The 26095-nt window shown below is 73.8% G+C and carries 24 protein-coding genes and 1 pseudogene; 12 read left to right on the forward strand and 13 right to left on the reverse strand.

Annotated features, from left to right (window positions below; translation table 11 throughout):
- Window positions 1-76: 76 nt before the first annotated feature.
- A complete protein-coding gene (locus AB0947_RS16185; RefSeq protein WP_366750979.1) occupies window positions 77-733 on the forward strand; it encodes a GNAT family N-acetyltransferase in 657 nt (218 codons plus the stop codon).
- Here AB0947_RS16185 and AB0947_RS16190 read toward each other — a convergent pair.
- Window positions 720-1430, reverse strand: a complete 711-nt coding sequence (locus AB0947_RS16190) for a lipoprotein (protein ID WP_366750980.1) — start codon at window positions 1428-1430, stop codon at window positions 720-722. The two genes, AB0947_RS16185 and AB0947_RS16190, sit on opposite strands and share 14 nt — an antisense overlap.
- A gap of 112 nt (window positions 1431-1542) precedes the next feature.
- Window positions 1543-2184 carry a class I SAM-dependent methyltransferase gene (locus tag AB0947_RS16195; RefSeq protein ID WP_366750981.1) on the reverse strand — a complete coding sequence of 214 codons (642 nt, stop codon included), beginning with the start codon at window positions 2182-2184 and terminating at the stop codon, window positions 1543-1545.
- Between the two features lie 172 nt (window positions 2185-2356).
- On the opposite strand from AB0947_RS16195, the gene AB0947_RS16200 reads away from it, so the two are divergent.
- Window positions 2357-2815: an NAD(P)H-dependent oxidoreductase gene (locus AB0947_RS16200; protein WP_366750982.1), complete on the forward strand. Its 459-nt coding sequence runs from the start codon at window positions 2357-2359 to the stop codon at window positions 2813-2815.
- A 41-nt stretch (window positions 2816-2856) separates the two neighbouring features.
- Here AB0947_RS16200 and AB0947_RS16205 read toward each other — a convergent pair whose 3' ends face one another.
- Complete coding sequence (locus tag AB0947_RS16205; protein ID WP_366750983.1) at window positions 2857-3615, reverse strand: GNAT family N-acetyltransferase; 759 nt, start codon at window positions 3613-3615, stop codon at window positions 2857-2859.
- 931 nt (window positions 3616-4546) lie between these two features.
- Between AB0947_RS16205 and AB0947_RS16210 the strand changes: the two genes are divergently transcribed.
- The 4 genes from AB0947_RS16210 (at window position 4547) to AB0947_RS16225 (ending at window position 7520) form a co-directional block, all read left to right on the forward strand.
- On the forward strand, window positions 4547-5422 hold the full coding sequence (locus AB0947_RS16210; RefSeq protein WP_366750984.1) for a helix-turn-helix transcriptional regulator: 876 nt from the start codon (window positions 4547-4549) through the stop codon (window positions 5420-5422).
- Window positions 5423-5521: 99 nt separating this feature from the next.
- Window positions 5522-6337 (forward strand): SAM-dependent methyltransferase, encoded by an 816-nt coding sequence (locus tag AB0947_RS16215; protein ID WP_366750985.1) that lies wholly within the window; start codon window positions 5522-5524, stop codon window positions 6335-6337.
- Between the two features lie 96 nt (window positions 6338-6433).
- The gene (locus tag AB0947_RS16220; protein WP_366750986.1) at window positions 6434-6910 is read left to right on the forward strand and encodes an SRPBCC domain-containing protein; all 477 of its coding nucleotides are present in this window, start codon (window positions 6434-6436) and stop codon (window positions 6908-6910) included.
- Between the two features lie 109 nt (window positions 6911-7019).
- Complete coding sequence (locus AB0947_RS16225; RefSeq protein WP_366750987.1) at window positions 7020-7520, forward strand: hypothetical protein; 501 nt, start codon at window positions 7020-7022, stop codon at window positions 7518-7520.
- A 106-nt stretch (window positions 7521-7626) separates the two neighbouring features.
- On the opposite strand, the gene AB0947_RS16230 is transcribed toward AB0947_RS16225, so the two are convergent.
- Together AB0947_RS16230 and AB0947_RS16235 are read right to left on the reverse strand one after the other, a co-directional pair.
- On the reverse strand, window positions 7627-8385 hold the full coding sequence (locus AB0947_RS16230) for an NPP1 family protein (protein ID WP_171150380.1): 759 nt from the start codon (window positions 8383-8385) through the stop codon (window positions 7627-7629).
- Between the two features lie 231 nt (window positions 8386-8616).
- On the reverse strand, window positions 8617-9759 hold the full coding sequence (locus AB0947_RS16235; RefSeq protein WP_366750988.1) for a PP2C family protein-serine/threonine phosphatase: 1143 nt from the start codon (window positions 9757-9759) through the stop codon (window positions 8617-8619).
- 618 nt (window positions 9760-10377) lie between these two features.
- On the opposite strand from AB0947_RS16235, the gene AB0947_RS16240 reads away from it, so the two are divergent.
- The 4 genes and pseudogenes from AB0947_RS16240 to AB0947_RS16255 all read left to right on the forward strand — a co-directional run.
- Entirely contained in the window at window positions 10378-11064 is a 687-nt protein-coding gene (locus AB0947_RS16240; RefSeq protein ID WP_366750989.1) for a hypothetical protein, read from the forward strand.
- Window positions 11061-11339 (forward strand): BON domain-containing protein, encoded by a 279-nt coding sequence (locus AB0947_RS16245; RefSeq protein WP_366750990.1) that lies wholly within the window; start codon window positions 11061-11063, stop codon window positions 11337-11339. Before AB0947_RS16240 ends, AB0947_RS16245 begins: the two co-directional genes overlap by 4 nt.
- Complete coding sequence (locus AB0947_RS16250; protein WP_366750991.1) at window positions 11336-12067, forward strand: metallophosphoesterase; 732 nt, start codon at window positions 11336-11338, stop codon at window positions 12065-12067. The genes AB0947_RS16245 and AB0947_RS16250 overlap by 4 nt, the downstream gene beginning before the upstream one ends.
- A 115-nt stretch (window positions 12068-12182) precedes the next feature.
- Window positions 12183-12266: pseudogene (locus tag AB0947_RS16255) on the forward strand (metallophosphoesterase); the annotation flags it as partial.
- A 100-nt stretch (window positions 12267-12366) separates the two neighbouring features.
- Here AB0947_RS16255 and AB0947_RS16260 read toward each other — a convergent pair.
- From AB0947_RS16260 to AB0947_RS16295, 8 genes are all read right to left on the reverse strand, one after another.
- Window positions 12367-13665: an MFS transporter gene (locus tag AB0947_RS16260; protein WP_366751206.1), complete on the reverse strand. Its 1299-nt coding sequence runs from the start codon at window positions 13663-13665 to the stop codon at window positions 12367-12369.
- A 339-nt stretch (window positions 13666-14004) separates the two neighbouring features.
- Window positions 14005-14994: an aldo/keto reductase gene (locus AB0947_RS16265; protein ID WP_366750992.1), complete on the reverse strand. Its 990-nt coding sequence runs from the start codon at window positions 14992-14994 to the stop codon at window positions 14005-14007.
- Between the two features lie 199 nt (window positions 14995-15193).
- Window positions 15194-16420: a cytochrome P450 gene (locus tag AB0947_RS16270; protein ID WP_366750993.1), complete on the reverse strand. Its 1227-nt coding sequence runs from the start codon at window positions 16418-16420 to the stop codon at window positions 15194-15196.
- 108 nt (window positions 16421-16528) lie between these two features.
- Window positions 16529-17740 (reverse strand): cytochrome P450, encoded by a 1212-nt coding sequence (locus tag AB0947_RS16275; protein WP_366750994.1) that lies wholly within the window; start codon window positions 17738-17740, stop codon window positions 16529-16531.
- On the reverse strand, window positions 17737-18375 hold the full coding sequence (locus AB0947_RS16280; protein WP_366750995.1) for an ATP/GTP-binding protein: 639 nt from the start codon (window positions 18373-18375) through the stop codon (window positions 17737-17739). The genes AB0947_RS16275 and AB0947_RS16280 overlap by 4 nt, the downstream gene beginning before the upstream one ends.
- The gene (locus tag AB0947_RS16285) at window positions 18356-18703 is read right to left on the reverse strand and encodes a DUF742 domain-containing protein (protein ID WP_014676780.1); all 348 of its coding nucleotides are present in this window, start codon (window positions 18701-18703) and stop codon (window positions 18356-18358) included. The genes AB0947_RS16280 and AB0947_RS16285 overlap by 20 nt, the downstream gene beginning before the upstream one ends.
- Window positions 18704-18744: 41 nt before the next feature.
- Window positions 18745-19152 (reverse strand): roadblock/LC7 domain-containing protein, encoded by a 408-nt coding sequence (locus AB0947_RS16290; RefSeq protein ID WP_366750996.1) that lies wholly within the window; start codon window positions 19150-19152, stop codon window positions 18745-18747.
- Window positions 19149-20987 (reverse strand): ATP-binding protein, encoded by a 1839-nt coding sequence (locus tag AB0947_RS16295; protein ID WP_366750997.1) that lies wholly within the window; start codon window positions 20985-20987, stop codon window positions 19149-19151. The genes AB0947_RS16290 and AB0947_RS16295 overlap by 4 nt, the downstream gene beginning before the upstream one ends.
- A gap of 469 nt (window positions 20988-21456) precedes the next feature.
- Between AB0947_RS16295 and AB0947_RS16300 the strand changes: the two genes are divergently transcribed.
- Together AB0947_RS16300 and AB0947_RS16305 are read left to right on the forward strand one after the other, a co-directional pair.
- A complete protein-coding gene (locus AB0947_RS16300; protein WP_366751207.1) occupies window positions 21457-22308 on the forward strand; it encodes a hypothetical protein in 852 nt (283 codons plus the stop codon).
- 267 nt (window positions 22309-22575) lie between these two features.
- Entirely contained in the window at window positions 22576-25950 is a 3375-nt protein-coding gene (locus AB0947_RS16305) for a pyruvate carboxylase (RefSeq protein WP_366751208.1), read from the forward strand.
- Window positions 25951-26095: the final 145 nt, after the last annotated feature.

Genomic DNA, 26095 nt, shown 5'->3' on the forward strand with positions numbered 1-26095 from the left:
CGGCCCCCTCCGAGGCGGTCGCCGCCATACGCCGCAACCCTCTTGTGAGAGCGCTCCCAAGACGTGAGGATGGGGCATGCCGTCCCTCCACCCGAACCCGCCGATACGGCCCTACCGTCCCGCCGACCGCGACGCCGTGGCCGACGTCTGCGTCCGCACCGCGCACAACGGGGGCGACTCCAGGGCCCTCTACCCCGACCAGCGCCTGATGCCGTCGCTCTTCGCCGAGCCGTACTGCCACTTCGACCCGGACCTCGCCTTCGTACTGGACGACGGCACGGGCCGGGCCGTGGGGTACATCGTCGGTACGGCGGACACCGAACGCTTCGTGGAGGACTTCCGGCGGAGCTGGATCCCCCGGCTGGCCGGCCGCTACCCGGAGCCCGCCGCGCCTCCCCGCACGCCCACGGAGGAGATGATCAGCCTCCTGCACCACCCGGAGCGGATGCTCGTCCCCGAACTGGCCGCCTACCCAGCCCACCTGCACATCGACCTGCTGCCACCCTGGCAGGGGCAGGGTCACGGCCGCCGCCTGCTCCACACCTTCCTGGACGCCCTGAGCGGACAGGGCGTCCAGGCGGTCCACCTCGGCATGGTCACCGTCAACACCGCCGCCCGCGCCTTCTACGACCGGGTCGGCTTCCACGAGATCCCGGTCGCCGACGCGGGACCCCTCACCTACCTGGGCCGGGCCACGGCGCGGGAGCGGGCGGCGGACCTCAACTCAGCCTGAGCGTCTGCTTGGCGAGGTCGTACGCGGGCCGCATCTCCTCGTGCTCCTGGGTGTCCATGCCCCCGAGGTGCAGGACGACCGGACCGTCGGGCGTGCTGACGGCGAAGGCGCTCTCCTTCTTCGTCTCGTCCAGCAGCTTGCTCGTGTACAGGTACTCGACCTCGACCGCCGAGACACCGCCGCCGGTCCTGAAGGAGTGGTACCTCGCCTTGCTGACGTTGTCCTCGGCGGCGACGAACGCGCGCAGCACACCGCCCGCGTCCTCGTCGCCGGCCTTGCCCGTCCACACCCGCAGGAAGCCGATGTTGCCGGCCGGCTTGGCGTCGATCTCACAGGCGGCCGTGACCGGGCCCTGCCGGAGGAAGGCGTCGGCGAGCGCCCCGCCGAGGCCGCCGTCCTCGCCCTTCGATGACGCGGCCAACTCCTTGGCGGCGTCTATCGGCTTGGCCTTCCAGTGCCGGGCGATGCCGAAGCTCACGGGCAGTTCGCAGGCCGAGCCGGCCGCGCCGATGGTGCCGCCGCGCGCCGCCGCGCCCTTGGCGCCCGCGCCCCCGGCCGTCGTACCCTTCTCGCTCGCCGACGCGCTCGCGGACTCCTTCCCGTCACCGTCCGCGGACTCGGCGCACCCGCCGAGCACCGCGGCGAGCGCCGCCGCCACGACGATGCGGCCTCCGACGGTCCCCACCCCGACCTGCACTGTTGCCTCCCCTTCGGTTCAGAGGCGTCACTGTAACCGAGGGCACCGACAACGCCGGCCGCGATGCGGCCCACCGGAAGCGGCTCACCGCGTGCCGCTCACCCGCTGCCCCTCACCCGGCCTCGCGCACGCAGTGCAGGAAGAGTTGCGGCTCGGGCTCCGCCTCGGGAGTGCCCGGGGTGAACAGGGCCTGCTCCTCCGCCAGGACCGTCAGGCCCGCGCCGCGGACCAGTGCGGTGAACGCCTCCGCGGCGAAGCTCGTGACCCGGACCGGCTGCCCCATGAAGAGGCCCTCGGCGTCCTCCAGGTCCAGCGGCACGGTGGCCAGCGCGACGAAGCCGCCGGGCCGTACCGCGCGGGCCAGTTTCGCCACGACGGCCGTCTGCTCGGCGCGGGACATCTGCAACAGCGAGAAGTAGGCGCACGCGGCGTCGAACGAGTCCTCCGGCAGCGGCGTCTCCCGGATGTCGGCGAGCCGGAACTCGGCCCCGGGCACCTGCCGCGCGGCCAGGTCGACCATGACCGGAGAGATGTCGATGCCCAGCACGTGGTGACCGGCCTCGGCCAGTGTCTGCGCGGTCGGGCGGCCCGTCCCGCTGCCCACGTCCAGCACCCTGCTGCCCGGCGCCAGCCCTTCCACCAGCCGGCGCAGCGACGCCCGGCGCGGTGCGGAGCCGGCGAACGCCTGCTCGTAGGCGAGCCCCAGCGCGTCGAACACCACGGCGGCCTGTGCCCTGCGGTCCTCGTCGACCACGACTGCTCCTCCTGTCGGTCTCCGGCCGCACGTCCCGTCCCCGGCAAGCCGGTCGCACGGCCTTGAACTGTGCCTCGAACTGCGCCTCGAACCGTGCCTCGAAGTCTGCCTCGAAAGGCGCCCCGGAGCGGCCGTTTGCGGGGGACGGTACGCGCACGGCAGGGTGCCGGGTGTGCCTACCCTGCTGATCGTCCATCACACCCCCTCACCGAACTGCCAGGCCCTGTTCGAGGCCGTCGTCTCGGGAGCCACGACGCCCGAGATCGAGGGCGTGCGCGTCGTACGCCGGGCGGCCCTGTCGGCCACCGCCTCCGACGTGCTCGAAGCCGACGGCTACCTGCTCGGCACGCCCGCCAACCTCGGCTACATGTCCGGCGCCCTCAAGCACTTCTTCGACCAGGTCTACTACCCCTGCCTCGACGAGACCCGGGGCCGCCCCTTCGGCTTCTACGTCCACGGCGGCAACGACGTCACCGGTGCCGTCCGCGCCGTCGAGACCGTCACCACCGGACTCGGCTGGCGCCGGGCGGCCGAGCCGGTGACCGTCACCGGCGAACCGGGCAGGGCCGATGTCCAGGCGTGCTGGGAGCTGGGGGCCACGGTGGCGGCGGGGCTGATGCCCGACGCCTGAGCCGCCCCGCTGATCCGCCGGTCCTAACGCCTCGGCTGGGCCTACGACGTACGGTGGCCGGACCCGGACCCGGACCGGGTGGCCGGGCGCCGTCGGGACGATCCCTGGCGGTCGCCGCAGTGCGCCGGCGTCCCGGTGTCGTGCCGGTGCCAGACGGCGTCCACGACGCGGCCGTCGGGCAGGGTGTGGCGGCGCGGGCCCTGGTCGGGGACGAGGCCCGCGCGGGTCAGGGCGCGCCGGCTGGCGGCGTTCCCGGGCTCGGCCCCGGCCCGGACCGTGGCCAGTCCGAGGTGGGCGTGGGCCAGTTCCAGGCCCGCGCGGAACAGCTCCGCGCCCAGGCCCTGGCCACGGCAGCCCGGCGCCAGCCAGCCGCCCATCTCGCCCGTCACGTGGTGCAGTTCGAGAGCACCGGCGTAACCGAGGCCGGACCGGTGCACGCAGACCAGCAGGAGGGGGTCGTCCGGACCGGGGGTGAACGGTTCCGCCAGCTCGCGGGGGATACGGCGGCCGTCCTCCCCGGCGGGCCGCCAGGCCAGCAGGGCCCGGCGGACGGCGGGGTCGGGCAGCACCTCGTCCGCCTTGGTGCCGAGCCACCGTTGCGCCTCCGCGTCGGCGCTCGCGGCGAGCGCCGCCGCCACGTCCAGTCGGGTGCGCGGGGTGAACAGCAACAGCCGCTCGGTGCGCAGGACATGCCGCCCGGGCGTACACCGCCCCGGCATCACAAGCCCCGACGCGATCCGGCCCCGGCGGAACAGCGACCAGCCCATGAGACCCCGCATCCCGGCACACACGGCGGACACGGCACCGGTCCACCGAGAGCACGGACGCTCCGCACCGGCGGTGAATCTAGCGGGTCGCGGCCGGGACGTCGTACGGGGTCTCCGGGAACCGGCGCCACCGGTCGTGGCCAGGACGCCGTGGTGCACGCACGCGCGCCGGGGGTCCGGCGGCTGGGGTGCCGGCGCCCGGGCCGGCCGCCGCTCGCGTCAGCCGGCCTGCTCCTGGGAGCCGGGCTTGGGACGGGTGCGGGTCCAGGACGGGTCGGCGGCCGGGGCGGGGGTGGGGGTGTGGTGCATGGCTGTCCTTCGGACGAGTGGGGGATGGTCCGGGGGCGGTGCGGTGAGCGCGCGCGGGGGTCGGTGGGGCCTCTCCCCGGGCGCGGCAGGGTCTCACCGCCCGTAGCGGTGCTCTTCGGCGGAGGGCGGGGGCGGGACGTGCGGCCCCGGAGGCGAGGCGGTCGGGGCCATGGGGCCCAGGGAGTCGACCAGAGCGCTCGCCTCCGGGTGGTCAGGGGCGCCGGCCGGGGCCGGCAGCCGGTGCGGCGCCGTCGCCGGCGAGGACGACGGCCGTTCCCGCACGGCGAGTCGTCCGTCCTGGCCGGCCGGTCGGGGGAACCGTCGGTGGGGGGAGGGCGGAGCCATCGCCGTGCGCCTTTCGTCCGGCCTCGCGGGTGAGGGTGCGGGCGTCGGCCGGCCGCTCGGGCAGCAGACGTCCCACCGCCTGAGGGCAGGCCGTGGCGGTGGCCTGCCTCCCCGGACCGGCAGCGTCGCCTGCTCCTCGGGTCGGCCGGAGCAGTGAGTCCACTCTGGCACCCGCCAACCACGCTCCGCAACCGACAGGTTGAAATTTGCAGGCGGCGAAGTGCATGCTGCATCGGCCGGAACGTGATCGAATGGGCGGCGCACACCGATCGCGTGCGAAGGTGTCCTGGGACCTGACGAGGGGGTGGGTGTGACCGCGGAGACCGACTGGGGCGGCGCCCCGTCCGTGCTGCGCATGATCCTCGGCAGACGGCTGGAGGAGCTGCGCACCCGGGCCGGCCTCAGCTACGCCGACGCGGGCGCCGCCATCGGGGTCAGCCACTCCACGATCCGCCGCATGGAGGCCGCCAAGGTGTCCCGGCTGCGGCTCGCGGACGCCGAGAAGCTCCTCCGGGTCTACGGCGTCACCGACCAGCAGGAGATCGACACCTTCCTGCAGTCCGTGCGGGAGGCCAACAAGCCCGGCTGGTGGCACACCTACCGCGACGTCATGCCCGACTGGTTCTCCGCCTACCTCAGCCTGGAACAGGCGGCCCTGCACATCCGGGCGTACGAGAACCAGTTCGTGCACGGCCTGCTCCAGACCGAGGACTACGCCCGCGCCTTGCTCACCACGGCCGGCCCGCACCTCTCCGCCGAGGCCGCCGAGCGCCGCGTCGCCCTGCGCATGCGCCGCCAGCAACTGCTCGCCAGAGCCACGCCGCCACGGCTGTGGGTGGTGATGGACGAGACCGCGCTGCGCTGGCCGGTCGGCGGCCCGGGGGTGATGCGCGCGCAGATCGACCACCTCATCGAGGTCAGCCGGCTGCCCCAGGTCACCGTGCAGCTCATGCCGTTCGCCAACGGCCCGCACCCCGCGCTGTCGGCCGGTGCCTTCCACCTCTTCCGGTTCCGGGCCCGCGAACTGCCCGACATCGCCTACCTCAGCGGCCTCCTCGGGGCCGTCTACCTCGACAAGGCCGACGAGGTCGTGGTCTACCGGGAGGCCCTGGACCGGCTCAGCGCCCAGGCCGCGTCCGCCCGGAAGACCGAGACCCTGCTCGCCGCGCTGCGCAAGGAGTGGTGACCCGCCCCGACACCGCCCGCCCCACCGCCTGCCCGCCCCGCCCTCGTACCTGCTGACGCGAAGCCCCGAGCCCCACCCGACCGAATGGGAGACACGGCGTTGCCCGACAACGGATGGCCGGCCGACCGGATCGACACCGAGAACGCCCACTCCGCCCGCATCTACGACTACATACTCGGCGGCAAGGACTACTACCCCGCCGACAAGGAGGCGGGCGACGCCATGTCCCGGGAGTGGCCCGCGCTCCCGGTGCACATGCGGGCCAACCGCGACTTCATGAACCGTGCCGTGCGCTGGCTCGCCCAGGAGGCGGGCATGCGCCAGTTCCTGGACATCGGCACCGGCATCCCGACCTCGCCGAACCTGCACGAGATCGCCCAGGCCGTGGCCCCCGAGTCCCGGGTCGTCTACGTCGACAACGACCCGATCGTGCTCACCCTCTCCCAGGGCCTCCTGGCCAGCGCCCCCGAGGGCCGGACCGCGTACATCGAGGCCGACTTCCGTGACCCGGCGGCCATCCTGGAGGCCCCCGAGCTGCGCGAGACCCTGGACCTGAACCGGCCCGTCGCCCTCACCGTCATCGCGATCGTCCACTTCATGCTGGACGCCGACGACGCGGTCGGCGTCGTACGGCGGCTGCTGGAGCCGCTGCCGTCCGGCAGCCACCTCGCGATGTCCATCGGCACCGCCGAGTTCGCCCCCGAGGAGGTGGGCCGGGTCGCCCGCGAGTACGCGGCCCGCAACATGCCGATGCGGCTGCGCACCCTGGACGAGGCCCACGCGTTCTTCACGGGTCTGGACCTGGTCGAGCCCGGCATCGTCCAGGTGCACAAGTGGCACCCCGACGGCAGCGGCGAACAGGGCATCCGGGACGAGGACATCGCGATGTACGGCGCGGTCGCCCGCAAGCCGTGACAGACCCGGGGCCGGGGTCCGACCCACCTCCCGGACCTCGGCCCCGCCTCCCGTCGTACGACGGCCGGGGCGGTCGCCGGCCGCTACCGTGAGCCCATGTACACCACCCGCGTCACCCGGCACGTGGCCGCGCCACCGCACACCGTCTACCGGGCCCTGACCGACCCGGAGGCGGTGGCGGCCTGGCGGGTCCCGGCCGGCATGAGCGCCCGCGTGCACACCTTCGACGCCCGCGAGGGCGGAACCTTCCGCGTCTCCCTCACCTACGACGACCCGGCGGGCGCCGGGAAGTCCGGCGGGCGCACGGACACCTACCGGGGGCACTTCGCCCGGCTCGTGCCCGGCGCCCTGGTCGTCGAGGTCTTCGCCTTCGAGACCGGCGACGACGCCCTGCGCGCCACGATGACCATGACGACGACGCTCACCGCGGCCGACGGCGGCACGGTCGTGGAGATCCGGCACGAGGGCGTCCCGGACGCGGTTCCGCCCGAGGACAACGAACGGGGCACTCGCATGGCCCTGGACAACCTCGCCCGGCTCGTCGAAGGGCGGGAGCCCCTGCCCGGGAAATGACCGGAAAGAGCGGAGCGGAAAGCGGAACCGGGGCGCGGGAAAAGCGGTCTTAAGGGCTGTCGACGACCGGGATCGGACCGGTCGCGAAGAAACCGGGGGAATGGGACACATGTCCATGCGCAGCCGTAAGACCCTGCTCACCGCCGCGGCCCTCACGGCCGGCCTCACGCTGGCCGCCGTCACACCCGCCCTGGCAGGAGCCTCCGCGGACGGCACGACCCGTGCCGCCGCCGTGTCGTCCGCGCAGGGCGACCCGCGGAACGTCACCCAGCACGTGGCCGACTTCTACGGCGCCTACATCGACGCCGTCTGGGCCACCGAGGACCCCACCGCCGCGGCCAGTGCCAAGGCGCTGCGCGGCTTCTACCTCTCCGCCGCCGCGCGGAAGAAGGTCGCCGCCTTCGAGAAGAGGGAACACGCCGACGGCATCCTCTTCGCGCAGAACGTGCCGGTGAAGTGGAAGGTCGCCTACACCGGCTCCGGCGCCGGTCACGCCACCAGCAGGGTCACGCTCACCTGGGGGGACGGGCCGCACCCGCAGGTCAGCCGGATCGATGTTCGGTCCGACCTGAAGACCCTGAAGATCACCGACCTGAAGCCGGCCGGCTGACCCGGGGCACCGGGCACGGGTCCCGCCCCGCCCCATTCGGAGCGGGGCCCGAGCCCACCGGCCGGCCGGGCGGGCGTGCCCGCGGGACCGGTGGGCGCGCCCGCGGTCAGGCGTTGGGGTCGAAGGGGATGCCCGACGGCATGGAGTGCGCCAGCGCGTACTGGAAGTCGCCGTCGTCGATCTTGATGGTGGCCGCGCCGAAGTCCGCGCTCAGCAGCTTCTCGCGGTAGCCCGCCGGATACCCGTTCCAGCCGACCAGCCGCGGGTAGAACCAGCCGCCCGTCACGTTCTCCGGCGGCTCGTCGTTGGTGTTGGCGAACCGGAAGCAGTGGGTCGAGACGCCGTCCTTGTGGTACACGATCTTCGGGTGGGTGCCGTCGAAGCGCACCGAGGAGCGGGCCGCCACCTGGTAGCCGGAGTGCTGGGACACCGAGACGTACTGGACGGTGTCGTCCTTGATCCACACCACGACGTGTTCCCAGTCGTGGGTGTGCCCGATGGCGGCGGGTCCGAGGGTCGCCTGGTCCTTCTCGAAGTAGCTGGCGTACATCACCGCGCACCAGCCGTTGTTGCACTTCTCGCGCGAGTAGGTGTTGGCGTTGGCGAGCTGGGCGTAGTCGTGGCAGTGGCCGTTGACGTCACCGCCCAGCTTCAGGCCGGGGTTGATGGTGCCGTCGCTGCCGATGGCGGCGGTGGCGTAACAGCCGTCCCCGTCGTAGTCGTAGGCGGGGGAGAAGGTCTGTTCCAGGCCGTCGGCGTTCTGCGGCAGCAGTTGCAGGACGCTGGCGCCCGCGGTGCCGGGCGAGCTGAGGACGAGGGCGAGCGCGCCGAGGGCGGCGGCGAGCGCGGAGGTCAACTGACGCACGTGGGCTCCCTGTTGTCGAGGCGCCGCAGATTCTCGCAACGTCTCGGCAGGGCGGGCCACCCTCCGAACTGAACTTTGCCACAAGGACAGTTGAACGCGGCGGCGGAAGGCGCCGGAGCGGGTGCCGTCGTACCGCTATCCGCCGGAAGTCAGGTGTTCGCCCTGGTTCCGGCCGTAAGGCGCGGATCGGGCCGATGGCCGGACCGTGTTCCGGCGGGGCCGGGGGGGGGCTCACCCGTGGCGGGCCGTCTCGCCGCGGCCGTGGTGGCGGCGGCGCTCGACGGGGGTGCGGTGTACGGCGATGAGCGCGGCGTCGTCGCCGAGCCGGCCGCCGGCGTGGGCGAGCAGATCGCGCCGCAGGCGGTGCATCAGCGCCTCGGGGCTGTCCTCGGTCCACCGCACGACCCGGTCGGCGAGCGGATAGAACCGGTTGTGCTCGTCCCGGGCCTCCATGACCCCGTCCGTGTAGAGCAGCAGCGTGTCGCCCGGTTCGAAGGAGAACACGTCCAGGGTGTGCTCGGCAGCCGCGTGCACCCCGAGCGGCGGAGCCGGGTGCAGGCTGGGCACGGTCACCACATGGCCGGGGCTCAGCAGCAGCGGCGGCGGATGGCCGCAGCTGGTCATGGTGACCGGGCCGCGCTCCGGGATGTCGAGCAGCAGCGCGGTGGCGAACCGCTCGCCCTCCTCCTCCGGACTCTCCAGATCGGCCGCGTAGCGGGTGACGCTCTGGTCCAGCCGGGTCGCCAGCTCGGCCAGCGGGATGCGCCGGTGGGCGCTCTCCCGGAACGAGCCGAGCAGCAGCGCGGCCTCGCCGATGGCGGGCAGCCCCTTGCCGCGGACGTCACCGATGAGGAGGCGGACCGAGCCGTCGGACACGGTCGCCGCGTAGAGGTCGCCGCCGATCTGGGCCTCGTCCTCGGCGGCCAGGTACAGCGAGGCGATCCGCAGCGGGCCGATCTGCTCGGGCAACGGCCACATCAGGACGTGCTGCGCGGCCTCGGCGACCGTGCGGACCTGGGCCAGCTGGGCCTGCCGGCGCTCGCGCAGGACGCTGTAGACGACGGTGAGCACCACGAGGATCACGAGGGTGACGAGCTGCACCATGTGATTGCTGGTGGCGAGCCCGCCGCGGTGGGTGCCGATGAGCAACTGGCCGCCCACCGCCAGTGCCCCGACGCCCGCCGTCACCCGGGGGCCGGCGAAGGACGGGGTGAGCGCGGGCGCGATGACCAGGGCCGGTCCGAGATGGATGTCCCAGGGCAGCCGCAGGTCCACGATCGTGATCACCACGATGAGCACGACCGGGAGCGCCAGCAGCGCGTGGACCGAGCGCCACGGCTGCCGGAGACGGACGCGCGGGGCCCCGGGTGCCATGCCTACCAGCGTGCTCCCGGCCTGGTCACCCGGCCACTCGCTGCCCGGCCGGCCGCCGGCCGCGGAACCGGCGGACCGGCCGCCGGGCAAGCCGCCTCGGGGGGCCGGCGCGGGCGATCCCCTGCGGCGGGTGCCACTTCGGGCGGTCCCAGCCTCGGGTGGTCCCGCCTTGGGTGGTCCCGCCTGGCGGTGTCACCCCGGGCGATCTGTGCGGGCGAGGACACTTCGGGGGCTGGTTCCAGAGCGGTCGGTTCTACCTCGGGGGTGCCAGCTCGGCCGTTCCCGTCTCGGGAGATCCTGTGCGGGCGAGCACACTTCGGGGGCTGGCCCCGCCCCGGCCTCGGCCGACCCTGCCCCTGGCCGATCCCTCCTTGGCCCCGGCCGACCCCGCCCCGGCCGTGTCCGTACCCCAACGCGCGGCACCCCAGCTACCGGCGCCCCGGCTGGCCCCGCCCCGGCCCCCGGCCATCCCGCCCCGGCCCCCCGGCAACCCCACCCCGGCCTCGGACGAGTGAAGCCTCTCGGTGACGTCGTGTTGCCGGCGGCGCGCCGGGTACCCGTACCGACCCCGGGGCCGATCCGGCCGTCCCGGGAAGCAGGGTGCCGAATGGAGAGGTCATGACGCACAACGGGGAGGACACCGCACCCCTCAGGCGACCGGATGTCACCGAACTCCGGCTCGCCTCGGACGGTCCCGACCTGGAGTTCTCGTCCGCGCCGGAACCGGCGCAACTGCCGCACGACCGCAGCCAGGCGATTCTGGAGGCGACGAAGGAGATCGGCTCGCTCCTCAAACGCGCGGGCCACCCCTTCGCGCTCGCCGGGAGTGTGGCCGTCTACGCCCACGGCGGCAGCCGCTACCTCCAGCACGACGCGGACTTCGCCATCCTTCCCGACGACGCCGAGGCGGTGGCCGCCACACTGAGCGAGGCCGGCCTGCCGGTGCGGACCCCACCGGAGGACTGGCTGCTGAAGACCACCTGCCACGGGCAGAACGTCGACATCATCTTCGCGCTGGCCCACCAGCCCGTCACCCGGGACATGCTCGACCGGGCCCACGTCCTGCCGGTCGACTCGGTGCTCATGCCGGTCCTGTCACCGACCGACCTCATCCGCAGCCTGATCAGCGCCTTCTCCGAGCACTACTGCGACTTCGGGTCGGTGCTGCCGGTGGCCCGCGCGGTCCGCGAGAAGGTCGACTGGGACGAGGTCCGCGCGACCTGCGGCGGCGAGCCGATGCCGGCCGCCTTCCTCTTCCTCCTCGAACGGCTGAACGTGATCGATGCCCAGGAGGGGCAGCCATGACCGAAACGAGCCCGCCGCCCCCGCCCGCGGCAGGGAATCTCGACTACCGTGTCGCCCACCTCGCCGAGCACCTGGCCTCCGGAGACCTCGCGGAACTCGGCGTACGGCTCGAACTGCGCGGCGACACCGTCCTGCTCACCGGCACCGTGCCGTCCACCCAGTGCCGGGACCACATCCTGCGCATGGCCCGCGAGGAACTGGCGGGGCACCCGGTCCACAACGACCTGCTCATCGCCGGGACCTCCTCGCCCGACCACGGAGAGGACCTGACATGATCCGCGTCGCGGCCGTGGGCGACATCCACATGGGCCCCGAGAGCCAGGGCACCCTGCGGCCCTCCTTCGAAACACTGCCCGAGTGCGCCGACGTCCTGCTGCTCGCCGGCGACCTCACCCGCCACGGCACACCGGAGGAGGCCGCGATCGTCGCCCGGGAGATCAAAGATCTCGGGGTGCCCGTCGTCGCCGTGCTCGGCAACCACGACCACCACGACGAACGGCCCGAGGAGGTCACCGCGATCCTCCGGGACGCCGGCGCGCACGTCCTCGAAGGGCAGGCGGCCGTCGTCACCGCCGACGGCGCCCGCATCGGGGTCGCCGGGACCAAGGGCTTCGGCGGCGGCTTCGTCGGCCGCTGCGCGGGGGAGTTCGGCGAACCGCTGATGAAGGAGTTCGTCCGCTACACCCGGCGGAGCGCCGACGGGCTGCACAGCGCCCTGAAGAACCTGCACGAGTGGGACTGCGACGTGCGGATCGCGCTGACCCACTTCTCGCCGGTGCCGGACACCCTGGCCGGGGAGCCGCTGGAGATCTACCCCTTCCTCGGCAGCTACCTGCTCGCGGAGGCCATCGACACCGGCGGCGCCGACTTCGCGGTGCACGGCCACGCCCACGCCGGCACCGAGCACGGCATGACCAGCGGGGGCGTGCGCGTACGCAACGTCGCCCAGCCGGTGATCGGCCAGGCGTTCCACGTGTACCACCTGCCTGGCCGGCACGACTGAGGGGCGGTGAGCCGGGGCCGGGCAGGTCCGGCCGGCGCCCGGTGGAGCTGTCGTATCCGGCGAGGCCCACGCAGCCCGCTCCCCGGGCTTCACGCCGTCGTGCTCAGCGCCCCGCGGGGGCGTGCGCGTACGCAACGTCGCCCAGCCGGTGATCGGCCAGGCGTTCCACGTGTACCACCTGCCTGGCCGGCACGACTGAGGGGTGGTGAGCCGGGGCCGGGCAGGTCCGGCCGGCGCCCCCCGGAGCCGTCCGGTGGAGCCGTCCGGCGGGGCTCACGTTGCCGCGCCCAAGCAGGGCGTCACGCCGCCGTGCTCAGCGCCTGGCGGCCCGTGACGTCGCCGTCCCGCGCGGCCAGTGCCAGGGGCACCGGCTCGCAGCGGCGGCGGAGCAGCAGGCCCGCGGCGATGGGCCCGGCGATGAGCAGTCCGCCGGCCACCAGCGCGCCGCGTGCGCCGGCCCACTCCATCAGCAGGCCCAGCAGCGGCGGACCGCCGAGGCTCCACACCGTGCCGACGCTGCTCCACACGCCGAGCACCCGGCCCCGCAGGTGCGGCGGCGGATCCGTCTGGAGGACGGCCGTACCGGCGGTGTCGGAGACGGACTCCACGATCGCCATCGGCAGCACCAGGACCAGCAGCACGGCCAGTGACGGCGAAAGCCCCGCCACCACCTGGAGCAGCGCGCCCCCCGCCGCCAGCAGACCCACGGTCCGCACGGACGGGCGGCGCAGCCGGGCACCGAGGACCGCGCCGAGGATGCCGCCGACCGCGAGCACCGTGGACACCGTGCCGAACGCCCCGGCGCCGCCGGCCAGCGGCCCGGTGACGAGGACGGCGAGCGTCAGGCCGTAGTTGCGGCCGAAGACGGAGCTGAGGCCGGTGATGCCCGCGAGCGCGACCAGGCGGGGCCGGCGCGCGAAGAAGGACAGGCCCTCCCGTACGGTCATGCCCGCGCGCGCCGGAACCGCCCGCGCCCCGGCCGCCGGCTCCCCGGCGGACCCGGGCGCCGGTCGCAGGAACGGCACCACGGCGGCCACGAACAGGAACGACAGCCCGTTCGCGGCGTACGCGGCGGACGTGCCGAGGAAACCTACGGTGACCCCGGCCAGCGCCGTGCCGGCCAGCCGGCCCGCGCTGTGCACCAGCGCGCCCACCCCGATCGCGGACGGCACGTCCGCCACCGGCACCAGATCGTTGCCGAGCAGGGCACAGGCCGGTCCGTCGACGGTGGCGATGAGGCCGGTCACGCCGGCCAGCACCAGCAGCGCCGTCATGTCGATCCGGTCCAGCGCCACGAGCAGCGCCGTGGTGAAGGCGACCGCGCCGAGCAGGGCCTGGCTGACCGTGACCGTCAGCTTCCGGGGCCAGCGGTCGACGGCAGCGCCGCCGAGCAGGCTCACGAACAGCGCGGGCGCCGCCTGGACGGACATGGACAGCCCGGTGGCCGCCGCCGAGCCCGTGATGTGCAGCACGAGCAGGTTCTGCACGGTGAGCTGCATCCACGTGCCGGCGTTGGAGACGAAGTTCGCGGCCGACCACCAGCGCATGCCCCGGTGCCGCAGGGAACGCCACGGCGAACGCGGGGCCGGGGCGGTGATGGACAGGGACGGGGGCTGGGCAGGGTCTGAAGACACGACGGGACACTCGACAACCGGGAAAACGGAACGACCGGCGAGCCCGTCGGATCGGCAGCGCTGCACGGCCGGGGCTGCCAGGTCAGGGCGCCGACCATGGTGGCAGACGGGACGGCACGGCCGACGCCGCGGTGTCCGCCGGTGTCCGGTGACCTCCGTCAAACGGCGGCTGCCCCCGGGGAGTTGGGGTGTGCGTGGGGTTCCTCACAGGGTCCGTTCCGCCCTGTCCGTCCCGGTACGCGAAGGGGTACGGGGAACCCGACGGCAGCCCGGCCGCCGGGTGGGGTCCCCCCGTCGGGCGCGCTAGCGGTTGACGGCCCTCATCCCGGCCTCGTCGTACCGCTCACCCGCCGCCGCGGGCAGCTCCGCGTCGATGCGGGCGAGGTCGTCCTCGGTCAGCTCGATGCCCACCGCGGCGGCGTTCTGCTCCAGGTAGGCGCGTCGCTTGGTGCCCGGGATCGGCACCAGGTCCTCGCCCTGGGCCAGCACCCACGCGATGGCCAGCTGGGCCGGGGTCACGTCCTTCTCGGCGGCGATCTCCTTCACCTTCTCCGCCAGCCGCCGGTTCGCCTCCAGATTGGCGTCCGTGAAGCGCGGGTTCGTGCGCCGGAAGTCGTTCTCGTCCAGCTCGTCGGGGGAGGTGAAGCGGCCCGCGAGGAAACCCCGGCCGAGCGGCGAGTACGGCACGAAGCCGATGCCCAGCTCCCGGCAGGTGGGCAGCACCTCGGCCTCCACGTCCCGCGTCCACAGCGAGTACTCGCTCTGCACCGCGGTGACCGGGTGCACGGCGTGTGCGCGCCGGATGGTCTCCGCGCTCGCCTCGCTCAGCCCGATGTACCGCACCTTGCCCTCGGCGACCAGCTCACCCAGCGCGCCGACCGTCTCCTCGATGGGCACGTCCGGGTCGACCCGGTGCTGGTAGTACAGGTCGATGTGGTCGGTGCCGAGCCGCTTGAGCGAGCCGTGCACCGAGCTGCGCACGTGCTCGGCCGAGCCGTCCTGCCGGCCGACCGTGCTCATGTCGCCGGGGACGGCGTCGTCCATCCGGTAGTTGAACTTCGTGGCGATGACGTACTCGTCGCGGTGGCCCCTGATCGCCTCACCGACGAGCGACTCGTTGGTGAGCGGCCCGTAGACCTGCGCGGTGTCGAGGAAGTCGATGCCGAGTTCCAGGGCGCGCCGGATGGTCGCGATGCCCTCCTCCTGGTCGGCGGAGCCGTAGAAGGCGGACATCCCCATGCATCCGAGTCCGATGGCCGATACCTGGAGGTCCCGCAGCCTGCGCTTGTGCATGTCCTGGTCACAGCCTTTCGTGCGTTCGTCGGTCGTGCTCCGGGGCGCGAGGGCCTTCTTCCATCTAGCGACGGAATCCGGCACCCGGCATCCCGTGGGGGGAGCCGGGTGCGGGCCGCGCGCACCGGCGCTCTGCGACGCTACGAGCTGGAGCGCTCTCGAAGTCAAGCCGTGCCGGACGGGAGGGTCTTCCGCGGCGTCACGGATTCAGCCGTACCGGCAGCTCGTACAGGTCGTTCTGCGTGACCACCGGCTTGTTGCGCAGCTCGGCCGCGGGGACCGCCAGGTCGAGGCCGGGGAAACGGGCGTACAGCGCGGGCAGGGCGACGCCCGCCTCGAGGCGGGACAGGGCGGCGCCGGGGCACACGTGCGGGCCGTGGCCGAAGGAGATGTGCCGGTTCCTCGTGTCGCGGGTGATGTCGAACTCCCCGGCGGTCGGGCCGTGGGCGCCCTCGTCCCGGCCGATCGCGCCGTACGACACGATCAGCGCGTCCCCGGCCGGGATCACCTTGTCGCCGACCGGCACGTCCTCGGTCGCGAAGCGGATCAGGACGTGGGAGGTGGGGGTGGAGTAGCGGAGGGTCTCTTCGACGACCGCGGACCAGTCGGCCCGGCCCGACAGCACCAGGTCGCGCTGTGCGGGATGGGTGGACAGGTTCACGACGGCGTTGACGATCAGCGAGATCGTGGTCTCGTGGCCCGCCGCCACCATCAGCTGGAGGGTGGAGACGATCTCCTCGTCCGTGAGGTGGTCGCCGTCCTCGGAGGCGAGGATCAGCGCGCTGGTCAGGTCGTCGCCCGGAGCGGCCCGCTTGGCCGACACCGTCCGCGCCATGATCTGCGCCAGCTCGGTGAGGGTGGCGACGACTTCCTCCGGCGGGGTCTGCGTGGAGAAGAACTTCTCGAACAGCACCTTCAGCCGGGGCAGCAGATCCTCGTCGATGCCCATCAGGTCGGCGATGACGTACATCGGCAGCGGATAGGCGAAGGCCGCCTTCAGGTCGACGGTCCCGCCGTCCGCGGGCAGCGCGTCCAGCAGGCCCTGGGTGAGCTTCTCGATCCGCTCCCGCATCCGCTCCACCCGGCGCGGGGTGAGCGCCTGCGCGACCAGGGTGCGCAGCCGGCGGTGGTCGGCGCCGTCCACCGTGAGCATGGAGCGGCCCGGGTTGGCCAGGCCGATCAGCGGCCAGTCCGCGGGTATCTCACCGCGCCGCCACGCGCCCCAGACGTTGATGTCCTTCACCAGCCGCGGGTCGGTGAGCAGTGCCTTGGCCTCGGCGTGGTGGGTGACGGCCCACGCCGGGACCCCGCCCGGGAGTTCGACGGCGGCGAGCGGGCCGGCCGCGCGCAGCGCCGCGCTCTCGGCGTCCAGGTCGGTGACGAAGGGATCGAGGGCGATGCGGGGTGCTTCGGTACCGGTCGTCATCGTGACGTGCCTCCCAGGGCGGGGGTCGGGTACGGCGGGTACGGCGCCGCGTCCGGGGACGGCCCCCGGGCGGGCGGCGGAACAGCGGTTCGGCCGGGGCGGCGCGGGTCAGCGGGCGGGTACGGGGCTGAACCGGACGGGCAGTGCGGACAGTCCCCGCAGCCAGGGCGAGGGCCGGCGCGTGAGGGACTCGGCGGGCACCGCCAGATCGATGTCGGGCAGCCGGTCCAGGACCACCTCGATACCGGTCCGCGCGATCACCTCGGCGATCTCCTGCGCGGGGAACGGACAGCGGTGCTCGCCGTGACCGAAGGAGAAGTGCGCGTTGTTGCCGCCGGTCAGCGCGGAGGCGTCGGTCCGCACCTGCGGGTCGGAGTTGGCCCCTTGCAGACCGAGCAGCAGCAGATCACCGGCCTTGACGCGGCGGCCGCCGAGGTGCGTGTCACGGGAGGCCCAGCGGCCCGCCACGTTCTGCGTCGGCGTGTCCTCCCAGAGCACCTCGTTCATCGCCTCGGCGACGCTGTTGCGCCCGCCGAACAGGGAGGCGGCGAACCGGTCGTCGGTGAGCATCAGCCGCAGCGAGTTGCCGATCCAGTCGGCGGTCGGCTGGTGCCCGGCCGCCATCATCACCATCAGGTCCTGCGCGATCTCCTCGTCGCTGAACCCGCTCTCGTCGGCCAGCATCCGGGAGACCACGTCGGCCGCCGGCTCCTTGCGCCGGTCGGCCAGCAACTGCGCCATGGACGCGGCCAGATGGGCCTGTCCGGCCAGCGCCCGCTCCCGCCCGTCGATCATGTCGTTCAGGGCGGTGACCAGCCCCGGGCCGTCCTCGTCCGGGAAGCCGTACAGCCGGGCCAGGACCCGCACCGGCAGCAGCATCGCGTACTGCCCGACCAGATCGGCCTCGCCCGCCGCGCACAGCGCGTCGATCAGCTCGTCCGCGAACCGCTCGGCGTGCGCGCGCAGTTCGAACGCGTCCACCGCCTCCAGCGCGTTGCTGATCATCGCCGCGCGCTGCCGGTGCCGTTCGCCGACCGTGTAGAGGATCGACGGCTGCTTGTGCCCGATCATCGGCAGCAGCGGCCAGTCCGCGGGGACGTTCTCCCACTGGTTCCACAGGTCCGAGTCCCGGCTGAACAGCACCGGGTCACCGGTCACCTGGTGCAGTTCCCGGTAGCCGAGCACCAGCCAGGCCGGGATGCCGCCGTCGAGCAGTACCGGCACGACGGCGCCGTGGTCGCGCCGCATCTCCCGGTACAGGCGGGCGGGTTCGGTCTGGAACCGGGGTCCGCTCAGCGGGACGGCGTCGGGCGTGGTCACACGAGCTCCTGTCGGGGCAGGACCGTCCGCGCGGACGGGTCGGCGTACCGGTTCTTCACGTGCTGCACCAGCGTGATCAGCACCTGCTTGCCCGACTCCCGGGAGCGGGCGTCGCAGTCGACCAGCGGCACCTGCGGATCCAGGTCGAGGGCCTCGCGGACGTCCGCGCCGGCGCGGACCGGACCGCCGAAGTCGTTGCAGGCGACGATGAACGGCGTGCCGTGGTGCTCCAGCCGGTCGATGGCGTACCAGGAGTCGTCGATGCGCCGGGTGTCCACCAGGACGACCGCCCCGAGCGTGCCGGAGAACAGCCGGTCCCACAGGAACCAGAACCGCTCCTGTCCGGGCGCGCCGAACAGGTACAGCACATTGCGGGCGTCCAGGCTGATCCGGCCGAAGTCGAAGGCGACGGTGGTGCCGGACTTGCCGCGCACCTGGCGGATGTCGTCCACGGTCGCACCGGCCTGCGTCATCGTCTCCTCGGTGTTGAGGGGACGGATCTCGCTGACCGAGCGGACCAGCGTGGTCTTGCCGACGCCGAAGCCGCCCACGACCACGATCTTGAAACCTTGGTCGGCGGAGGCACCCAGCGGGATGCGCGCGGGAGTGCGCGCGTCAGAGGTTGCGGAGTCCAACGAGCACCTGCTCCAGGATGTCGGGATCGGTAATGGCCGGTCTGCGCGGGTGCCGGGCGCTGACCCGGCCCGCCGCGAGCAGATCACACAGCAGCACCTTGGTGATGCCCACGGGCAGCCGCAGTTCGGCGGCGATCTCCGCCACCGAGGCGGGGAACCGGGTCAGCTCCAGGATCGCCACGTGCTCCGACTGCATGCCGGCCGCCGGCTCCGACTCGGCCACCACGAGGGTGACCAGGTCGAAGGGGTTGTCGGGGCCGGTGCGGGTGCGTCCCTGGGTGATGGTGTACAGCCGGTCGGGGGCGTCGTCCCGGCCCGGGCGGTTCATGCCCGGGCGGCCCCCGTCCGGCCGGTCGCTGTCCGGTCGGCTCATGACGTGCGGGGCGGAGCGGTGAGGTGCTCGCCGAGCTGCTCCACCAACTCGCTCATGTTGTGGCCGATGACGCCGGCGTCCGCGTCCTCCGTGGCGACCACGGCCAGATGGGCGCCGTCGCCCGCTTCCACGATGAACAGCACGCCGCCGTAGAACTCCGTCATCGCCGAGCGGACACCGCCGCTGCCGTCGCCGAACTCCACGGACGCGCCGTGCGACAGCGACTGGATGCCGGCGGCGATCGCGGCGAGCTGGTCCGCCTGGTCGACGCTCAGCTCCGGAGTGCGGCACAGCTTCAGCCCGTCCCGGGACAGCACGAGCGCGTGCCGGGCGCCCGGGGTCCTCTCCAGCAGGCCCTCCAGGAGCCAGGTGAGCTTGTCGTCGGCGGTGGTCGGGCCGGTCATGAAGTGGTGTCGCCTTCCGGGTACGCGTGCGGGTGGGAGGGGGCGGGGGAGCCGTGTTCGCCGGCGCCGTGCGGGGACTCGCCGGCCGGCACACCGTCGTCCGGCGGCGGGGTGGCGGCCCGCTCGTCCGGTGCCGTGGTGTGCGCGGGGTCGGTGGTGCGGCCACGGGACCGGTCCGGTGCCGAATCTCCCGGGGTGGAGCCGGGGCGGCGGGTGCCCGGTGCGGGCGGCCGCACCGCCTGACGGAAGCTGCTGAAACGGGCGGCGCGGGTCCTGCCCGTGTCGGCGGCGGGGGCCGCGCGGGGTGCGTCGGCGGCCGGGGAGGCGTGGTGCCGCGGGTCGTCCTGCGCGGTGCCGGGCTCGGCACCGGCGGCCGGTGCGGTGCGGTGCCCGGCGGTGTCCGTCGCGGTGGCGTGCGTGGCATCGTTCGACGCGGAGCGCGGTGCGTCGGTGGCCGAAGCGGTGCCGTGGTCCGCAGTGCCGCGGGCCGTACGGTGCCCGGGCGTGTCCGGCGTCGTCCGGGCGCGTTCCGCCCGGGCGAGGGTGCGGCCCCGGCGACGCCTGGGCAGACCGGCCGGGCCCTCCTCCGACGGCGCGGCGGGCTCGTGGACGACGCCGGTGTCCACGGCCTCCCGTACCGGCGCGGAAGGGGCGCTCTCCGGCCCCGGGGCCGCGGCGGACGGCTCGGCGGCCGCGGGGGCGGGGCTGGTCAGGATCTCCTGCGGGATGAGCAGCAGCACGCCCGTGCCGCCGCGCGCCGACGGCCGGAACGACACCGTGAGTCCGTGCTTGCGGGCGAGGCGGCCGACCACGGCGAGCCCGAGCCGGGTGCCGGTCAGACCGCCCAGCTCGAAGACGTCACCGGAGACCGCCCGCTCGGCGCGGCGCAGCTGCACCTCGCCCATCACCAGCCCGCTGTCCTCCACGGACACGATGACCCCGGCCGGCACCTCCTCCACGTAGACGTGGACCTCCGCGGTCGGCGGCGAGAAGTTGGCAGCGTTGTCGAGGAGTTCGGCGAGCGCGTGCATCACGCCCTCGGCGGCGTGCCCGGCGACGGCGGCCTCGCTGACCGAGTGCACCCGCACCCGCCGGTACCCGGCGATCCGTCCCATCGCGCCCCGCAGGATCGACTCCATCCCGATCGGCCGCGCCCAGCGGCGGCCCGAACGCGCCCCGGTGAGCACGGCGATGGAGTCCGCGAGCCGGCCGGCCTGGGCGGTGCGGTGGTCGAGGTGGAGCAGGTCGGCCAGCACGTCCTCGTCGGTGTGCCGGTCCTCCATCGCCCGCAGGTCGGCGAGGGTCGCCGTGGCGAGGGCCTGCATGCGGGCGGCCGCGTTGGAGGTCGCGGCGACCGCGGCGGCCCGGTCCCGCCGGGCCCGCTCCAGCTCGCCCGTCAGACGGGCGTTCTCCTTCGCCAGCCGGTTCAGCTCCCGTGCGCCGTCCTCCTCCAGGCGTGCGCGTTCGGCCGCGAAGGACTCCGTGAACTCGGTGCGCTGCTGCGCGAGTTCGTCGATGAGCCGCTGCTGCTCCTGGCGCGCCTCCTCGGCCGTACGGGCTTGTTGCTGGAGCAGCCGTCCGACGTCCTGGGTGACGCTCTCCAGCCGGCGCCGGGTGCCGCGCGCGGTCCGCAGGGCGTGCGCGGCCGTGGCGACCGCCGCGCTGAGCAGGACCGCCGCCGCGCCCGCGCCCGCGGCGAGCGGGGTGCGCACCGAGTCCGGTGCCGCCGCCACGGCCGCGCAGACCCCGAGGGCCGACAGCACACCGGTCACGGCGAGGGCGGAGACGAACGTACGGAGGGAAGGTCGGTCGCCGGGATGCGTGGGCGCGGTCATCGGTCCGGTCTGGTCCTTGCGGCGGAGGCGGCAGGCTGGGGCGGGGCTGGCGGGAACATCGGGTGGGTGAGACGTGACACCGGTGGTGAACTGGCCGTCACTATACGAGAGTTCGTGATCGAAATAGAAAGGTTCCGTGCCTGTTCTCGTCCGCGGTAGCGAAAAACGCCTGTCTCCGAGGACGGTTCCGCGGCGGCGCCGGTTGCCTCCCGGCCCCGGATTTCAGCGCCGTACGCCTGTGGGCCTTCCCACACCGGCGCGCCCCCACGGCGGATCTTGACGCCGGCCTCCCGGCTCGCTGGACTGCACGGGTGACGGGTCGGACCGGAGCGATCGGCGCATCCGTACGATGACGCCTGAAGCGGACGTATGACGGACGAAACGCCTCGCACGGTCGGACCGCCGGGCGCGAGGTGAAGGGGGCGGTGTGCGTGACGGGGGAACCGACGGCGACGGGCTGCCGTGCCTCATGACCGCTGAAGGGCGCACCCCGCGCGTCCGTCCGCTGCTCGCGCGGCTCGCCCGGTTCACCGGGCGGACGCTGTGGGGCGAGTGGCACGCCGTCGTCGTCGACCCGGTACGGCGGCTCGCGCGGCGCGGACTGTCCGGGCTGCTGCTGGCCTTCGTCGCCGCGTCCGGCGTCGTCTTCTTCCACGACATCGCCCAGCACCCCACCGGAGCGCTGTGGGTGGAGCGGCTCGGCGGGGTCCGGGCCGAGCTGCCGCTGTGGCTGTCCCTGCTGCGCACCCCCGTGTCGCTGTACGTCCCCGCGCTGGACCTGCCGGTCTGGGCGGGCATCACCCAGCTGTTCCTCGCCTTCGCCCTCGCCGAACTGACCCTGGGCCGGGCCCGGACCCTGGTGATCGCCTACGCCACCACCCTGGCGGGCACCCTCACCGCCCGCCTGATGATCGCGCTCGGGCCCGGCTGGTGGGGGTTCGGGCTGCCGCCCGAGGCCGGGCAGGTCCTGGACACCGGGCCCTCGGCGGCCGTGGTCGGTCTGTTCACCTACTTCTCGGTGGTCCGCCGCGCGCCCGTGGTGTTCACGCTGACCGGCGGCTCGATGGTGTGGGAGTCCATCGCCGTCCCCAACCTGGCCGGCCGCGAGCACCTGATCGCGGTGGCCGCGGCGCTTCTGCTCGGCCTGCTGAGCGGCCGGGGAGGACGGTTCCGCTCCGCCGTACGGTCCCTGTGGCCCGCGCGCCGACGGCCCTCGCGCACACCGCCGCCCGCCCCCGGCCCCACTCCGGCGGCCGACCGCCCCGGAAACGCCCGGACCAAGGTCCCGGCGCATTGCCTCGAACGCCAGGCCGGCCGGTGACGCCAGGCCGGCCGGTGACGCCCGACCCGCTCGGCGACGGCCGGCGAGTTCCGGCACCGGGCGCGGGTCCGCACCGGCCGTAACGCGAGGCGTCCGGCCTCCCGGGGCATCGCGTCGCGGCGCGCCCGTGTGGCGCGGCCCACCCCGTCAGTGTGATGGTTTTCGCACATCGACCCGTGCGGGCACCCCCTAGGGTGGCCGCGAGTACGGCAGGTGTGGCTGACACCAGGGTGTTCGTCGCCGGCAGGCAGCTGAAGGGAATCCATGATGTTCCGCAAGGTGCTGGTCGCCAACCGTGGAGAGATCGCGATCCGCGCGTTCCGGGCGGGCTACGAACTCGGCGCGCGCACCGTCGCCGTGTTCCCGCACGAGGACCGCAACTCGCTGCACCGGCTGAAGGCCGACGAGGCGTACGAGATCGGGGAGCCGGGGCACCCGGTGCGGGCCTACCTCTCCGTCGAGGAGATCGTGGGCGCCGCCCGCCGGGCGGGCGCCGACGCCGTCTACCCGGGCTACGGCTTCCTGTCCGAGAACCCCGAACTGGCCCGCGCCTGCGAGCAGGCCGGCATCACCTTCGTCGGCCCCAGCGCGGCCACCCTGGAGCTGACCGGCAACAAGGCCCGCGCGGTCGCCGCCGCCCGCGCCGCGGGCGTGCCCGTCCTCGGCTCCTGTCAGCCCTCCACCGACGTGGACGAACTGGTGCGCGCCGCCGAGGAGATCGGCTTCCCCGTCTTCGTCAAGGCGGTGGCCGGCGGCGGCGGGCGCGGCATGCGCCGCGTGGAGGACCCGGCTCAGCTGCGCGAGTCCATCGAGGCCGCCTCCCGCGAGGCCGCCTCCGCGTTCGGCGACCCGACCGTCTTCCTGGAGAAGGCCGTCGTGGAGCCCCGCCACATCGAGGTGCAGATCCTCGCCGACGGCGAAGGCAACGTCATCCACCTCTTCGAGCGGGACTGCTCGCTCCAGCGGCGCCACCAGAAGGTCATCGAGCTGGCCCCCGCGCCCAACCTGGACCCGGAGCTGCGCGACCGGATCTGCGCCGACGCCGTCCGCTTCGCCCGCGAGATCGGCTACCGCAACGCCGGCACCGTGGAGTTCCTCCTCGACCGCGACGGCAACCACGTGTTCATCGAGATGAACCCGCGCATCCAGGTCGAGCACACCGTCACCGAAGAGGTCACCGACGTCGACCTGGTCCAGGCCCAGATGCGGATCGCCTCCGGCGAGACCCTCGCCGGCCTCGGCCTGTCCCAGGACACGGTCACCCTGCGCGGCGCCGCCCTCCAGTGCCGCATCACCACCGAGGACCCCGCCAACGGCTTCCGCCCGGACACCGGCCGGATCAGCGCCTACCGCTCCCCGGGCGGCTCCGGCATCCGCCTCGACGGCGGCACCACCCACGCCGGTACGGAGATCAGCGCCCACTTCGACTCGATGCTGGTCAAGCTCACCTGCCGGGGCCGCGACTTCCAGGCCGCGATCGGCCGGGCCCGGCGCGCGGTCGCCGAGTTCCGCATCCGCGGCGTGGCCACCAACATCCCGTTCCTCCAGGCGGTCCTGGACGACCCCGACTTCCAGGCCGGCCGGATCACCACCTCCTTCATCGAGCAGCGCCCGCACCTGCTGACCGCCCGCTCCTCCGCCGACCGGGGCACCAAGCTGCTCACCTACCTCGCCGACGTGACGGTGAACCAGCCGCACGGCCGGCGGCCCGACGTGCTCGACCCGCTGACCAAGCTGCCGCCGCTGCCGGCCGGCGAGCCGCCCGCCGGCTCCCGCCAGCTCCTCGTGGACCTCGGCCCCGAGGGATTCGCCCGGCACCTGCGCGAGTCGCCGACCATCGGCGTCACCGACACCACCTTCCGCGACGCCCACCAGTCCCTGCTCGCCACCCGGGTGCGCACCAAGGACCTCCTCGCCGTCGCCCCGGTCGTCGCCCGCACCCTGCCGCGGCTGCTCTCCCTGGAGTGCTGGGGCGGTGCCACCTACGACGTCGCGCTGCGCTTCCTCGCCGAGGACCCCTGGGAGCGGCTGGCCGCCCTGCGCGAGGCCGTCCCCAACATCTGCCTCCAGATGCTGCTGCGCGGCCGCAACACCGTCGGCTACACCCCGTACCCGACCGAGGTCACCGACGCCTTCGTGCAGGAGGCCGCCGCCACCGGCATCGACATCTTCCGCATCTTCGACGCCCTGAACGACGTCGGCCAGATGCGGCCCGCCATCGACGCCGTGCGCGAGACGGGCACCGCGGTCGCCGAGGTCGCCCTCTGCTACACCGCGGACCTCAGCGACCCGTCGGAGCGCCTCTACACCCTCGACTACTACCTGCGCCTCGCCGAGCAGATCGTCGAGGCCGGCGCCCACGTCCTCGCCGTCAAGGACATGGCCGGCCTGCTGCGCGCCCCGGCCGCCGCCAAGCTCGTCTCGGCGCTGCGCCGCGAGTTCGACCTGCCCGTGCACCTGCACACGCACGACACCGCCGGCGGCCAGCTCGCCACGTACCTCGCCGCGATCCAGGCGGGTGCCGACGCGGTCGACGGCGCGGTGGCCAGCATGGCCGGTACGACCTCCCAGCCGTCGCTGTCCGCGATCGTCGCCGCCACCGACCACTCCGAGCGGCCCACCGGCCTGGACCTCCAGGCGGTCGGCGACCTGGAGCCGTACTGGGAGGGCGTCCGCAAGATCTACGCCCCGTTCGAGGCGGGCCTCGCCTCCCCGACCGGCCGCGTCTACCACCACGAGATCCCCGGCGGGCAGCTGTCCAACCTGCGCACCCAGGCCGTCGCCCTCGGCCTCGGCGACCGCTTCGAGGACATCGAGGCGATGTACGCCGCCGCCGACCGCATCCTCGGCCGTCTGGTGAAGGTCACCCCGTCCTCCAAGGTGGTCGGCGACCTGGCCCTGCACCTGGTGGGCGCCGGGGTCGGCCCGGACGCGTTCGAGTCGACCCCCGACAAGTACGACATCCCGGACTCGGTGATCGGCTTCCTGCGCGGCGAACTGGGCACGCCGCCCGGCGGCTGGCCGGAGCCGTTCCGCACCAAGGCGCTTCAGGGGCGGGCGGCGCCCAAGCCCGCGCCCGAGCTGTCCGCCGAGGACCGCGAGGGGCTGGCGAAGGACCGCCGGGCCACCCTCAACCGGCTGCTGTTCCCCGGCCCGGCCCGCGAGTTCGAGACGCACCGCCAGTCCTTCGGCGACACCAGCGTCCTCGACAGCAAGGCGTTCTTCTACGGCCTGCGCCCGGCCAAGGAGTACGCCGTCGACCTGGAGCCCGGCGTCCGGCTGCTGATCGAGCTCCAGGCGATCGGCGAGGCCGACGAGCGCGGTATGCGGACCGTGATGTCCACGCTCAACGGCCAGCTGCGGCCCATCCAGGTCCGTGACCGTGCGGCGGCCTCCGACATCCCGGTGACGGAGAAGGCCGACCGCTCCGACCCCGGCCATGTCGCGGCACCCTTCGCCGGCGTGGTGACCCTGGCCGTCGCCGAGGGCGACGAGGTGGCGGCCGGTGCCACGATCGCCACCATCGAGGCCATGAAGATGGAGGCCACGATCACGGCCCCCAAGGCGGGCCGCGTCTCCCGCCTCGCCATCAACCGCATCCAGCAGGTGGAGGGCGGCGACCTCCTGGCGGAACTGAGGTGAGCGGGGGCCGGGGCCGCCGCGCGTGAGCTGACCCCGGCCGATGAGGTGGCGCAGGCGGGCGAGAGGAGGTCCGGGTCGTGCCGGGTGGCGGACGCGGCACTCGGCACGTACACGGCTCGCCCCCGGACGGCCACGGAGGCCGGGT

It is taken from the genome of Streptomyces sp. NPDC047841 (genome assembly GCF_040704085.1).
GTDB lineage: Bacteria > Actinomycetota > Actinomycetes > Streptomycetales > Streptomycetaceae > Streptomyces > Streptomyces argyrophylli.

What these genes read in the sequence shown, in the direction of transcription:
- AB0947_RS16185 (WP_366750979.1), top strand. Translation starts at nt 77, where the DNA reads ATGCCGTCCCTCCACCCGAACCCGCCGATACGGCCCTACCGTCCCGCC.
- AB0947_RS16220 (WP_366750986.1), top strand. Translation starts at nt 6,434, where the DNA reads ATGTACACCACCCGCGTCACCCGGCACGTGGCCGCGCCACCGCACACC.
- AB0947_RS16225 (WP_366750987.1), top strand. Translation starts at nt 7,020, where the DNA reads ATGTCCATGCGCAGCCGTAAGACCCTGCTCACCGCCGCGGCCCTCACG.
- AB0947_RS16235 (WP_366750988.1), bottom strand. Translation starts at nt 9,759, where the DNA reads ATGGCACCCGGGGCCCCGCGCGTCCGTCTCCGGCAGCCGTGGCGCTCG.
- AB0947_RS16240 (WP_366750989.1), top strand. Translation starts at nt 10,378, where the DNA reads ATGACGCACAACGGGGAGGACACCGCACCCCTCAGGCGACCGGATGTC.
- AB0947_RS16245 (WP_366750990.1), top strand. Translation starts at nt 11,061, where the DNA reads ATGACCGAAACGAGCCCGCCGCCCCCGCCCGCGGCAGGGAATCTCGAC.
- AB0947_RS16250 (WP_366750991.1), top strand. Translation starts at nt 11,336, where the DNA reads ATGATCCGCGTCGCGGCCGTGGGCGACATCCACATGGGCCCCGAGAGC.
- AB0947_RS16265 (WP_366750992.1), bottom strand. Translation starts at nt 14,994, where the DNA reads ATGCACAAGCGCAGGCTGCGGGACCTCCAGGTATCGGCCATCGGACTC.
- AB0947_RS16270 (WP_366750993.1), bottom strand. Translation starts at nt 16,420, where the DNA reads ATGACGACCGGTACCGAAGCACCCCGCATCGCCCTCGATCCCTTCGTC.
- AB0947_RS16285 (WP_014676780.1), bottom strand. Translation starts at nt 18,703, where the DNA reads ATGAACCGCCCGGGCCGGGACGACGCCCCCGACCGGCTGTACACCATC.
- AB0947_RS16290 (WP_366750996.1), bottom strand. Translation starts at nt 19,152, where the DNA reads ATGACCGGCCCGACCACCGCCGACGACAAGCTCACCTGGCTCCTGGAG.
- AB0947_RS16295 (WP_366750997.1), bottom strand. Translation starts at nt 20,987, where the DNA reads ATGACCGCGCCCACGCATCCCGGCGACCGACCTTCCCTCCGTACGTTC.
- AB0947_RS16300 (WP_366751207.1), top strand. Translation starts at nt 21,457, where the DNA reads ATGACCGCTGAAGGGCGCACCCCGCGCGTCCGTCCGCTGCTCGCGCGG.
- AB0947_RS16305 (WP_366751208.1), top strand. Translation starts at nt 22,576, where the DNA reads ATGTTCCGCAAGGTGCTGGTCGCCAACCGTGGAGAGATCGCGATCCGC.